Annotated in this window: 9 protein-coding genes; 3 read left to right on the top strand and 6 right to left on the bottom strand. The window is 33.5% G+C overall.

Going from position 1 to position 12,875, the window contains the following annotated elements; translation table 11 throughout:
- Nucleotides 1-144: 144 nt before the first annotated feature.
- The 5 genes from BN3279_RS12695 to BN3279_RS12675 form a co-directional block, all read right to left on the bottom strand.
- Nucleotides 145-2,121, bottom strand: coding sequence for an AAA family ATPase (locus tag BN3279_RS12695; RefSeq protein ID WP_059051345.1), 1,977 nt, complete (start codon nucleotides 2,119-2,121; stop codon nucleotides 145-147).
- A gap of 449 nt (nucleotides 2,122-2,570) precedes the next feature.
- Nucleotides 2,571-3,941, bottom strand: a complete 1,371-nt coding sequence (locus BN3279_RS12690; protein WP_059051342.1) for a hypothetical protein — start codon at nucleotides 3,939-3,941, stop codon at nucleotides 2,571-2,573.
- A gap of 9 nt (nucleotides 3,942-3,950) precedes the next feature.
- Nucleotides 3,951-4,982 carry a RelA/SpoT domain-containing protein gene (locus BN3279_RS12685; RefSeq protein WP_198343582.1) on the bottom strand — a complete coding sequence of 344 codons (1,032 nt, stop codon included), beginning with the start codon at nucleotides 4,980-4,982 and terminating at the stop codon, nucleotides 3,951-3,953.
- Nucleotides 4,979-5,773, bottom strand: coding sequence for a hypothetical protein (locus tag BN3279_RS12680; RefSeq protein ID WP_059051341.1), 795 nt, complete (start codon nucleotides 5,771-5,773; stop codon nucleotides 4,979-4,981). Before BN3279_RS12680 ends, BN3279_RS12685 begins: the two co-directional genes overlap by 4 nt.
- A 47-nt stretch (nucleotides 5,774-5,820) precedes the next feature.
- Nucleotides 5,821-6,813: an exodeoxyribonuclease VII large subunit gene (locus tag BN3279_RS12675; protein WP_059051339.1), complete on the bottom strand. Its 993-nt coding sequence runs from the start codon at nucleotides 6,811-6,813 to the stop codon at nucleotides 5,821-5,823.
- Nucleotides 6,814-7,458: 645 nt separating this feature from the next.
- Here BN3279_RS12675 and BN3279_RS12670 point away from each other — a divergent pair.
- Both BN3279_RS12670 and BN3279_RS12665 read left to right on the top strand, forming a co-directional pair.
- Nucleotides 7,459-8,694, top strand: coding sequence for a trypsin-like serine peptidase (locus BN3279_RS12670; protein ID WP_059051337.1), 1,236 nt, complete (start codon nucleotides 7,459-7,461; stop codon nucleotides 8,692-8,694).
- 20 nt (nucleotides 8,695-8,714) lie between these two features.
- On the top strand, nucleotides 8,715-9,497 hold the full coding sequence (locus BN3279_RS12665; RefSeq protein ID WP_059051335.1) for a caspase family protein: 783 nt from the start codon (nucleotides 8,715-8,717) through the stop codon (nucleotides 9,495-9,497).
- 558 nt (nucleotides 9,498-10,055) lie between these two features.
- On the opposite strand, the gene BN3279_RS12660 is transcribed toward BN3279_RS12665, so the two are convergent.
- Nucleotides 10,056-10,682 (bottom strand): hypothetical protein, encoded by a 627-nt coding sequence (locus tag BN3279_RS12660; protein ID WP_059051334.1) that lies wholly within the window; start codon nucleotides 10,680-10,682, stop codon nucleotides 10,056-10,058.
- A gap of 563 nt (nucleotides 10,683-11,245) precedes the next feature.
- Between BN3279_RS12660 and BN3279_RS12650 the strand changes: the two genes are divergently transcribed.
- On the top strand, nucleotides 11,246-12,073 hold the full coding sequence (locus tag BN3279_RS12650; RefSeq protein ID WP_059051332.1) for a discoidin domain-containing protein: 828 nt from the start codon (nucleotides 11,246-11,248) through the stop codon (nucleotides 12,071-12,073).
- Nucleotides 12,074-12,875: the final 802 nt, after the last annotated feature.

Here is a 12,875-nt window from a genome sequence, read left to right as displayed (position 1 = left end):
AATAGTGTTTTATTTGTAAAAACTGCCCCAACATTTAATCTAAGTTTAGTTTATCAGATGTAAGATATAAAAGTATGTCGAACTTTGTAGGATCTTAATAAATAGTTGATACGGATAACTCCCTTACTTGATTGAAATGGATGTTCAAGTAGCTAATTGAGAGTTTATCGTTTGAAATAGTATATTAAAACGTTCAATTGTTTTCTTATCTAATTTTGATGCTGGAACAGATTTTGTCATTAAATGGTTAGCAATCATGTAATGATTGTAACCGCCTGATGGTCGAAGTGTAATTGATTTCTCTTTTAGAAAACGATTTATTCTATCTACAATTCTTTCTCCATTAGGCAAATCGCTCTCAGCGACTATGATACCTCCTAGTTCATCCTTATAAGCTGAATTAAAGATATGGAGGTACAATTTCGGCTCCATTAAATCTTCAACATCACTATTCATAATTATTTTTGAATTATTATTCCTAAACATTCCATAATTTAAAATTTTATTTTCTTTTATAAGTCTCTCTTTTTTTAGTGACTCTAGTTTGGGATCAGGTTTATTATTGTAATCATGAAGTACAAGGAATTCAAGATCATTTCCTCCAAGCAATGCAACAAATGTAGATAATTTATCCAAACCTCCAACCGGTACGATTGTAATATTAGGGTTTAAAAACTCCATTTTCTTTGCTTCAAGAATTGAAGAGAAATATTTCAAGTAGACAAGATCGGCAGGCCCCTCAACTAGTAGATTTTTCTTTGCAATAAATAGATTTTGAGCAATCGTGTATCCAAGAGCCGCTTGAAGTGGGAAAACAGTCTTTGGATCAGAGGAAGACAAATTGCTTGTTATTTTTGTTCCTTCTCTCGACTTATCCTCCACCATACGAACTTGGCTAATTTTGTCCCTCGGAACCATAAAAGGTGAATGAGTAGTATAAATAATTTGATGATCATTTGAAAGATATTCAATATAATTCAAAAAATCTGCCTGAGCTAACGCGTGCAGACTTAAACCTGGCTCATCCAACAAAAGTATTAAATCCTCGTCAGTTTTTAGCTGTTGTTTAATACTATCAAACCAAACAATAAAACTAAAAAACCATATAAATCCTTTACTCCTCTGACTAAAAGGTACTGTGACACGATGTTTACGATTTCTTATTCGAATATATAAGTTATTACCGTTATTAAATGGAGGCGTATCGGAAGGGTCTTGACGAATATCAAATTCAACATCAAGCTCTTGGTTTTGTTTCCAATATTCAAATATTTTATCGGTTATTGAGTTAGATATAGCTTCGAGCTTAGCCTTTATGTTCTCGTATCCATTAGAGTCAGTAATTTCATCAAGTTCGACATCCGCAATCTGAAGTAAACTAAGAGCTGTCATATCCTCATCGTTTAGAGGTTGACTATTTTGATTACTCAAATTAACACGCTTTTTCAATTCAGTAAGATTAATTTTACCAGGCAGAACTCGATAGTCATCAAAGTATAGAAACTTGGGGATATGCGGAAGTAAATAAGTTTCCCACACATAGTGTTCAAGTCTATTTTCCCATGATGAAGCAGGATATTTTCGGGTTAATTCGTCAAAAAACAACTTTTCTTCGCTATTCAAGTCTAAATCTTGGAGTAAATTAAGCATTTGAGTAATGGAGTCCACACCTTGTAGAACTGATTTAATCTCAGTTGTTAGATTTGAACTTTTCAGTAGATGATCAATAAGAGGCTTTTCGTCAATTGATACAGAGACCGTTCCATTACCCGCATATTTCCTGAAATAAGTAAAGGTCAAAGAATTAAGTAATTCAAATCCAAAGTCATCGTTAATCTTCGTAATTTCAGATGAAGTAAGCTTGTATGTCAATTCGCACACTACAGCAGGATTATCGTCATGTTTTTTTTGATAGTTATTTAACCCTTTTCGAGGATACTCCTCAGTTACACTATATTTTATATTTGGCTCCACAGGAAAGGCTTTATGTAGCGCTTGTAGGAATGCCGTTTTCCCCGATTCATTCTGTCCAACAATTATAGTTACATCTGGTTCAACTTTCACTGCTTCACTATCATCAATAGATTTGTAGAGTAAGACTCTGGACTCAATTAGTTTCACAATTAGTCACTCCCCATTACATTTACATTAAAAGTTTTATAAATAACTTCGCCAGAAGCAATAGTATTCCTTTAGAGTTTATAAAAAGTCTGTTTTATCATCGTTGTATGTAGTAATTCATTATCATCTTAATCATTAGCTGAATTACTGGCATTAGCTTTACCAACTTATTGTACAAGTAGGTTTACGTTTATTAAACGCAGTGACGTATCCATATCTTTTTCCGCTATTAAAAACAACGTTCCAAGTTAAAAGCTGAATGCAATCTACTAAATTACAAAAAAAAACTAGGAAATTTTTATCCTCTGTTGGTGAAGGATTTCTAACTTATGAGATTTTGACGGACTTTCTTTATGTCTATATGTAGGTAGGTAGCATTTTTTTAGCAGTAGTGTTACATTCCAACTTGCAATCTGCTTCACATACAACAGATTATGTAGACCGGGAAATTATTTTTTTCGTTCAAGATAAATCCAGATTACTCCTAATAGAAAAAAAACACTTGTTAGAGCTATAAAGCTTATCTTGAAGGATAAACCGAATTCCTCTTGTAGTATTTGGAACGTACCTACACTCCCAATAAATGAAATAACATATAGAAGCACATTTAGCAGTAAAGCATTTCGATTTTTACGTCTCTCATAATACATAGTTAAATATGATATTTTAAAATTAATTGATTCTTTGTATCTTTCAAAAGAAGCTGTATTTTGCATATTGGTAATAGCTTTGACTGTTATTATTGGAACTCTTGACATGAATAAAAGTTGTTCAGTATGCATCTTCTCATCTAAAGTATTCTTCAAGTCTAAAGTAAGATCGTAGTTAATAATTTGATTTAAACAAATGTACATTTTTAGTATTTCTAATACCTGAGTATCCCACAATACATCAGTTTTATATTGCCCATCAGCTAAAGTTACAACACCTAAATATTCTTGCGAAAAGTAATTGAAACTATCATGACCACTTATGTTATCCAATTGCATATTTGTGATTTTCTCACCCAAAACATCCTGAAAATACGTAGACATATCCTCAACAAAATCAGAGATAACAAAAAGATTATGCAGAAAACTGGTATTATCTAAAACAAATCTATCCCGAAGAATGTCTTGTAGTAAGGAATTTATGTTTTCAAAAATTATGTCTGGAATCTTTTTATTAACCGTTATAATTTCTTCAGTTCCAAAGAACTGCATTTCTTTTATTATTTTCACATTATAATTGTTACTTCGTCCATATATTTCATCTTTGTTAAATGGCTCCCTTGTATCAAAATTTATTAATTCAAAACATATAAACATAACTTCGTTTATAAAAAAAATTATCGGGTCCACTTGAAGCTTCCTATTGTTTATAAAGATTAAAAAACTTTCCATGTTTATAAAAGAAGAAACTTCAAACTTAAAAGGGTCCAAGAGTATTTCTACTGAGTGTTTCAATGATAAACACCATTTCGTTTCTTTTAAATATTTTTGAAATTTATCAATATCATCTTTCTCATTGATTAATTTGAATTCAAAAGAAGTTTTTTGATGATATGCATCATGATTTGGTTCAAATTTTAGAATCCCATCTACTGTAAAAAAAGAATCATCAATTAATATGCTAGAAATATGATGCTTATTAAGTATTTCTGATTTCTTTTCACTTTTATTCTTATAAAATGAAATCATTTTTTTTCTAGAATAATTAGATTTGTAAGCACTCATAAAAATGACACAATCTGACACTGAACTTTTACTTTTTATTAGCTCCATTTCTCTACCTTTCTTTCGCTTATTTACATAAGCTGTTTTCTCTCGTTTTGTAAACATTACTATGAATTAATCATCATCTCCCTTTTGCCCCTGTTTAAAGTCACTATCTAAAAATGCTCTCTTCAAAAATGTATTGGAGTTAATGAGTTTTTGGGAAGTAATAATCTGATTTTGATATGTTTTATAAATCGTGTTATTTTCTTTAATAGTATTTACACTGGATAGCAGGGAATTTCTATCTTGTTCTTTCATTTCCATTTTATTGATTTTATTTTTCAGTGATTCTATTTCATCATTTTTCTTATTTATTGCAGTTTGGTGATCACTTTCTATTTGCCTTAAATCTTCTTTCAAAAGATTAATATAAGAAGCCATCTCGTCAGAACTTCCAACAATTCGATTGAGTAATAATAAATTTAAAGTAAGCACTTGAGGTACATCACCGTGAGGATACCTTAAAATATGATCAATCTCTCCATAACCCTCTTCAAATATTGTTCTTACTTGAATCTCTGCTACAATTTTTTTTCTGGTAGGAGAAGATTCAATCAGGTAATGAACTGAACGATAACCTGTTTCTCTTGGATCTACTGGGATTCCAAGTTCCTCAAATCTACTTGTGTCATCCCCCGCCCTCACGTTAGCAATGATTTCAGTGGTATTCCATATTCTATTAATGTAATTATGTATTTCTTCCCAATCCTCTTTAAATATATGTATTGCCCGCACTCCTATTAAATCAGTTATTTCATCTTGATAGTTATCGACTGTAAAGCAAAAATCTTTCCCTTTTTGTTCCTTACGTTGAGGCATTTTTCTAATTATTTTTGCTATTAAATGTTCGGGGTCCTTAACTCTTGACCTTACGGTATGAATCGTTTTGTTTGCACGCAAAGTATTTGCAATAAAGTCAGCCTGGGCAATGAGACTCTCTCTTATTGATAAAAAATGAGTATGTATCTTGTTTAATTCATTCCAATTAACAATATCTTTACTCTCTTCAGAAATATGATATTTTCTAAAAAATTCGTCCAAAGAAAGATCAAGCATTATCTCTCCTCCATCGCCTTTATGATTTTTTTTACGTATAAATATCAAATAATGTACTCTATATCATCCTCTTCTTCACTATCTGCTATACAGATATGTAATTCCTTTTCAAGTAATTTAGTTTTCTCAAAATACCTAAATACATTTGACTCCTGTTTATTAGGTTCATTACCACACAAGAAGTATTTGTCATCAACTGGGTAGAATATATACCATTTCTTTGATTCTTCCATAACAAATAAACTTTTCAAATCAGAAAATGCCAGATCAATTGAATTGACTTCCCATTTAAATAAAAACAAAAAAATACAAGCTATAAAAAAAAGCATAATTATTACAACTACTAGTTTTTCTTGATCAGTAATTAATTCTCCTGGAACAAAGGCTGCACCGGAACCAATTAAAAAAGGAAAGATAGTAATAGTACAAAGCACGCTAAATACAAGTAATAGTAAAACTATAAACTTCATTTTCAATGAACGTTTTTTCAGAAAATTTTTGAACCAACTTTTATTGATACGAATAGCTCCAGAGATAATCATTCCCAAGAAACTTACTACAAAGCCAATATAAAAGATAAAATTGTAGAATGGGATTCTAAGTTGATAAGAACAGATTGTAATTATTACTTGATATAAAAATAAAAGCAACAAGTATCCAATATGCCTGATAATTTTTACGTATAATCTTTTTTCTTTTGTTTGCAAGCTCTTTTCGACATAAGTCGAAGTAATCATTGTTACAGGTTTGATCTTATTTAAGGCAAAGCAAAATGTTAAAATCAATATTATTGCATTAGGTATACCTGCATATTTTAATAATTCATTAAAAGAATTCATCTGACTTCTTCCTTTTCATCCAAAATACCAAAAAGGTTCTTGCTTAACTACCTACCTAAGCTAGACGTTAACAAAGCTAAAATTAAAGCTACAATACTTAAAAAGATAACAACTGACCAGATAATTATAACCTTCCTTTTTTTCTTTGTAGTTGAAACCACTGGAAGGGCTGTGTTAATATCGTAAGTTTTGTAATTAGCTTTTTTTTCTTGGATCACAAATACAGTATCTCCTAGCCTATCCACAAGAAACTGAGCCGCCTTAGTTGGAGTAGTCTCACAGCGATCAGCAGCCTGATCAGCGAGCGTGAGGTTACTCGTATGCCCTAAACCAGTAATAACTGGAATTGAGGTATTATAAATTTCTTGTATGACTTCAACACTATCAAAGACAAGAAAGTCAGTATCCTTGCCTCCACCTCGAACAACCATAATTACGTCCGCAGTAGATTCGGATGCTTCAAAAATTCCAAAAGCAATGCTTTTGGAATCATTTAACCTTACTCTGTGAATGCTTTTTACAATGCCTGGTCGTCTTTTAAAAACTTCCTCAACATCATGAATTGCCTTTGACTGCCCTGAGGTAACTAGGGCCACATGGCAAGCCTGTTTGCCTAGGAATGAAGAAAAATCGTTTTTATACTTATTTAGATACTGACTTTCAATAAGCTCTTTCGAAACAGCTTGCTGTTGCATTGTCCTGAAGCTGCTTCCAAACGATTCAATTTGCCTTGGTTTAAATTGTAGCGCACCAAACTCCGCAGAGTAACCGACTTCGAAATGACCTGTAAAGATATAGGTTTTCTCTCGCTCTAACCCACGAGAAAGATGCTCTACCACCTTCATTTGAATCTCAGTTCCGTTCTCATCAAAAACAGTTACGAAGTTCGTTCCAAACCTGCCTTCATTTATGTATTTGACTTCAGCAACTATGGTATACATACGCTGCTCTAAGGAGTTCCCAACGATATTTCTAATTTCCTTCAGTTCTCTCTTATATACCTCTGATAAATTGTCCTTTGATAAAAGAGAATTACTCATTTCTGTATCTGCTCCACTTCAAGTTGTATTTATTCACCAAAACATATCCTACCAAAAATCAACATTATCTGACGTTCGTAGTATATATTTTCGCCATGAGGAAGCATTTTCCTTCTTCCAAATAGATCTTTATACCTATTTTCATAGGAATACTCCTCTTAAATAGTAATTCAAGACTAATTCCCCGCATATAAAAGAAGCTGAATAATAACCTAGTTAAGTTTCCTTGTCACTTCATACGGTATGCTTCAATTTTCTGTAGCAAATTTAGTATAGTCCGATCGGCCCATTGGTTTTGAGATCATTATCCTAGCTGCCTTTTCATCCTGACAATTCGCACAAGGTACGTTTAACACAGCCAATGCGACCGTGGGAAATTCATTCATATCAATGGGTACTTTTCCGCTTCCTACTCGTGACAGGGTGAATGTGATGAGAGTACGAATAGTATCCTTCGTACGTAAATTTCTCAGCAAAGACTCATCGGTTTGTTGAGATCGCAATGAAGAACTGAATTATACTTCCCATATTATTGATCAACTAAAACTTATGATAAAAATTGTCTCTATTTGGATTCACAGTTAACACATATTTCAAACAAAGCAGGAAATTATATAATTCAGCAAATTACAAAGGAGCATAGTAATGACAACATTGACACTTAGTAAAAATGTAATCAAAAAGCTTAAGAAAACAGAATGGAAAGGTTTTGCAGATAAGCCAAAACAAATTATTGGGCAAAACAACTTGTTAAATATTTCTTGGATGGGCCGTGGTTTAGAAATTTCAAAATCAGTCGCAAGAATTATTACCCCCGAAGGATACGGAACAGGCTTTCTTATTGGCCCTGATATTCTTCTCACTAATAATCATGTTATTAAATCGGCGAAGGATGCTGAAAAAAGTGTAGTTGAATTTAATTATCAGGATGATTGGGAAAATAATATCGAGAAATCACAAAGATTCAATTTAGATTCCACTCAATTTATTACAAATATTGAACATGACTACACCATAGTTAAGGTAAAAGAGGCTCCTGGCAACATTTTTGGATTTGTGAATATACAAACAATTGGAAGCAGGCCCTCTCCAAATAATAATGTAGTAATAATTCAGCATCCTTCGGGTGGAAAAAAACAAATCTGTTTAAATGATAACTATGTTCAAAATACCTTTGAAAACAAAGTGCAGTATACAACAGATACTGAGCCTGGCTCTTCAGGATCACCCGTGTTTGATTCAAATTGGCGACTTGTAGCTCTGCATCACGCGTCCAACATTATTCAAAAGCCTGATGGAACATATGACTTTTGTAATGAAGGTATCCTTATTAATCATGTCCTTCTTGATGCTCAAGCATTTCTTGGATTAACAGATCCATTAATCGACATAACTTTGAATGAGTTAAAACCCGATATAGAAAGATTGATTTTCTCAAACAGTTCCATTTCTTCTTTATCTAATGAGGCATCTGAATTTAACAAAAAATATCCAAGGTTTGAACCATTATTGAATGATTGGATAAACCTGCATCAAACATCCGAGTTTTTTGATCCGCTCACAGTGGCTGCAATTGCAGGTGTAGCTTCTGGGGCAGGGATAGCACATTTGGCTCATGTTACAAGTAAAAAAGAAGTCTCCATTGGTATATCTGTTTCGGCGAATACAGTAATTAGCGATTTGATACGTTCAGTAAAAGAAAATTCTGAGATGCCTAGTCAATTAATAAGAAATTTGATAAATCATTTGTTTGAAAAACCTGATATTGCTAAAGAAGCTTATCAACATATTAAAAATACAAATGAAATATTACCGCTGGGGTACGCTGTGTATTTAGCAGGAGTTGCTGCAGGTGCTTCCGCTTATGCAGCAGGTAAATAATAATTTACTGAGGAGGATTTATGAAAAAACTTGCATTAGTTGTAGGGATAAATTATGAAGGAACTGACAATAGTCTCGGTGGATGTATAAATGACACAAAAGAAATGTGTAGGTTATTAGTGAATAAATTTGGTTTTAAAATTGAAGATATTCAACTCTTAATTGAGGAGTATGCCATCAAGAAGAACATCTTGGACGCCCTTGAACTATTAGTAACAAGTTTAAATCCCGGGGACATTGGTGTATTCACATATTCGGGACATGGAACACAAACTGCCGATTTCCCTCCTCTCGATGAATTAGACATGTTAGACGAAGCAATTGTGCCTTTTGATGGTTTGGCTAGTCCCTCCAATCTTATTCGTGATGATGAGATAAAAGAAAAATTGTCAAAATTAAAACAGGATGTACATTTCACGATAATCTTTGATAGTTGTAACTCAGGTGATGGAACCAAATTTTTAGAGAACGAGGATAAGAAAAAATGCCTAGATGCCACTCCAACAATAACAAAGATTAAGGAATTAATAAACGAAGTACGTCCTGACAGACAAAGAGCAATAAAAAGCCATGCTTTGTCTGGTCCAAATCATATACTGTTAGCTGGCTGCAAATCTAATCAATATTCATATGATGATGGTAAAAATGGTTACTTAACCGGAGCTTTAATGGAATTTATGGAAAAAGGCATGACTTACGAAGAATTGCATACTAAAGTGTATGCAAAAGTTAAAAAACGCTCCAATGATAGTCAATTACCACAGTTAGAAGGCCCAATGTTAAGTCGCAAAGTTTTAGAGTAAAAATATTTAAAATTTACGTCAATAAAATAGGTGCGCAGAACCGAGAAGCTCACTGCCTTTCATCTTATAGGCTTGAGTCATGTTTTGTAGTTAGGAATCATAGACGGCCACGATCCAAATGATGCAGTACCCTCTCCACATGATCGTGGCTGGCTGTGATTACGGTACAACGCCGTTAGCACCAGTTCTTTCGTCGTTCACTTATCAATTCGAAATTACACCTGAACAGGTTCAAAATGCTCGCCAGATATAGACATTACCCATCATTTTCCATCTAGAGCTTGTTTGGAATTAAACGGATAAGATTAATGCTTCAATACATTTTCTTGAACAGCTAAATAATCGAATTTATGGTGACCTTGTATTTCTCCACCATGCTAAAGCCGTAGATCCAGATCTTTCAATACTCTGCACCTGGGCACACGGAAGCCCTAAGAAGTTCTTTTTCACAATCCAAGAGACTCCATAAGATACGACAAATTGGCCACTCCAGATTGCTGCGTCGTTTTTTCACGTTGGCTAGCTTTTGTTTATTTCAGCATTCCGTAGCTACAATAATCAATCATTTTTGTTGATATCATATACAATATTCTGTTCTTCAATACCTTTGAACTTATTTGAAGAAATAACGCTCTTTTGATGTATCGCATTGTCATCGATAATAAGAATTAAGTTAAGCTCTGTATATTCTTCAGATAAATAATTTTGATATTCTTTCACCCAATTGTATACTTGCAGTCTGGGGACATCGGGAAGATTAAGATAATTATAATCTATCTTGCCTTCATCTAATGAGACATAACAAGCATTTTCAGGTATAGTAAACGAATCTACTTTTTTGTGTTCACCAAACTGCTGCGCATATGAAATTATTGAATTAGTATCATTCACAATATTTGCCTTTTTGCTAAATAAAGAAATAGTCTCAAACATGAAAGAAATCATGTTCATTTCTTGTTTGAAACTTACTGAAGACGAAACCCCTATTTTTTGCTCAGTAGTTAATTTTTTAGACCCAACATCAAATAAACGTCCGCAAGAATAAGTTGTATACCGTGGGTCTTCCTCTTTCAAAAGATTATAAATCCACACAAAACTTGTAATCAGAAAGAAAAGTGTAAGGCCTAATAAAACTCTTAGAATTAATAGTTGATTTTCCAATACGAATTCTTTTATTTTATACATCGCCGGCCCCCTCCACTATATCCTATATGGAGTAATACGTTACTATTATAAATAAGTGACGGCTCACTATTTTTTTTTGAGATAATTATATTATTTTCTCCAAGAATAACGCCCTTCTAAATTCCCTCTTCGGACTCCTAACCCATTTCGGGCTATCATTTCTTCTCTCTCCCATGCCTCCAATATCACTATCGTCTCTAAGCTAGGATTATCTGGACATAAGATGTATTGCTGCTCTACAAGCGTGCGTAGGGCTCCTGTGATGTCTTCCCTGCCCCGCCCGGTTTTCTGTTGCAACTCGGGCATACGAGGCATACGTCCGTGTTGAGACGAAAAATTATAAAGAATACGTAGTAGTTTACGCTCCAGATCATTTAACATATGTATCACTCCAATAAGAACATTTGTTCTCATTATATGCAAATGCATATTCGATATTCAACAAGGAAAAATTTCCTTGTCTGAATCCACATGATATTGCAGATATAGGCTTTTATGTTTAGACAGGGCTATTCATTCGATGTATCGTTGGTCGTAACAAAAAACATTTAAGGAGAATACTTATGAAGAGAACGGGATTATCTATTTTACTTTCATTTTTGCTACTATTAAGCCTTGGAACAAATGCATTTGCTGATGAAAACTCAGAAGAAGTCAATTTAATTCCTAAAATGACTTCAAATAATGCTCCAGTTGGCATAGCCGCTGCAAGTAGTGAGTGGAGCGCGAACCATAAAGCATATAGTGTATTTGATAGAAATATAAATGATGTGGGTTGGGCATCAGCAGAAGGTATTCCTTATGGATGGATTTCTTACGAGTTCTTTGAATCAACTATAGTTAATAAATATGTTTTGATACCAAGAAGCAGCCATATTGATTACAAAGCAGAATCACCAAAAGATTGGACGTTTGAAGGATGGGATGGAGAGAAGTGGATTATTTTAGACACTCAAATTGGTATAAGTGATTGGACACAAGGCGAGAAAAAAGAATTTCTATTTGAAAATGAGAACTCATATATTAAATACAGAATAAATATTACCAAAAATAACGGAAAATCATCTGTTACTCTAGGGGCTTTAGAAATGTATAACAGTTCTACTGTCACTCCTCCAGAGCCACAGCCTACTGTTAATCGAGCGATCTTAGTCGTAACAATGTTAACTGGCCTGGAGAAAGAATACGACCTCTCTATGGATGAAGTAAATGCCTTCATCAACTGGTACGACACCAAAGACGAGGGCTCTGGTCCATCCAAATATGCCATTAACAAGCACGATAACAATCGGGGGCCATTCAGCAAACGGACTGATTACGTTATCTTTAATAACATTCTCACCTTTGAGATAAGTGAGTACAGTACAGTTACTGCCGCTACGTATCATTAAGTTCTATGAGCTGCTAATGCAGCTCTTTTTCTTTTCTACACAAAAGGACAATTATGTAAAATATAGAATTGTATATGGAGGGGGTGAAATACTTGTACACATACATAAGTAAGGCTATAAGATCAAAACAGGAAATTATCTTAACACTGAAAGACGAATCAAAAATAGCGGGCATTGCCAGTTGGGGAGAGGATAAGAGTAGGGTGAAGATCAACTCGGCTGATGGAGTGATTTGGATACCATTAGAGGAAATTTCTCATGTAACAACTGTCCTGGGATTTATTAAGCCATAAAAACAAAAAAAACGTAATTGTTGCTGCAATCATTCAAAGAAGAGCCCTACTTATTTATGCAAAGAATCTGATTTAACATACAAAATCCGAACCGGCATTTTTTATGGGTAAAGACTATGTTGGTGTTTCTCAGCAGGAAGGCTATCTCTGAGATTGCAGCAAATTACGGGTATGTGATTATTATTAGGCGGAAAGGTGTCGTTTTTAGATTGTATCCTCTGTAATCAAAACCTAAACGATTAGTACCATATAACCATCATTCTATAAGTTTGAAGCGAAAATATACAGCGATACAACTAAGAATAAAGCACATGAGATTATAGTTAGAACCAACCGACTCCCTTTAGTGCCTTCTCTCCTCATTTCAAAAATGTACATTAATACACCTAAACTTGAAAAAAACGTTAAATATCCAAAGTAAATCGTTTTAAGAGGATCTAACAAAATAAATATTAAGAAAACAACTGTTACTATTATGAAAATATATCTCAGAGCTTTTAAAGTTTTTC

It is taken from the genome of Paenibacillus senegalimassiliensis, from assembly GCF_001486585.1.
Classification (GTDB): Bacteria; Bacillota; Bacilli; order Paenibacillales; family Paenibacillaceae; genus Fontibacillus; species Fontibacillus senegalimassiliensis.
Note: the sequence above shows the minus strand (reverse complement) of the source record. Positions and strands in the feature narration are given on the sequence as shown.

What these genes read in the sequence shown, in the direction of transcription:
- BN3279_RS12690 (WP_059051342.1), bottom strand. Translation starts at nt 3,941, where the DNA reads ATGTTTACAAAACGAGAGAAAACAGCTTATGTAAATAAGCGAAAGAAA.
- BN3279_RS12680 (WP_059051341.1), bottom strand. Translation starts at nt 5,773, where the DNA reads ATGAATTCTTTTAATGAATTATTAAAATATGCAGGTATACCTAATGCA.
- BN3279_RS12675 (WP_059051339.1), bottom strand. Translation starts at nt 6,813, where the DNA reads ATGAGTAATTCTCTTTTATCAAAGGACAATTTATCAGAGGTATATAAG.
- BN3279_RS12670 (WP_059051337.1), top strand. Translation starts at nt 7,459, where the DNA reads ATGACAACATTGACACTTAGTAAAAATGTAATCAAAAAGCTTAAGAAA.
- BN3279_RS12665 (WP_059051335.1), top strand. Translation starts at nt 8,715, where the DNA reads ATGAAAAAACTTGCATTAGTTGTAGGGATAAATTATGAAGGAACTGAC.
- BN3279_RS12660 (WP_059051334.1), bottom strand. Translation starts at nt 10,682, where the DNA reads ATGTATAAAATAAAAGAATTCGTATTGGAAAATCAACTATTAATTCTA.
- BN3279_RS12650 (WP_059051332.1), top strand. Translation starts at nt 11,246, where the DNA reads ATGAAGAGAACGGGATTATCTATTTTACTTTCATTTTTGCTACTATTA.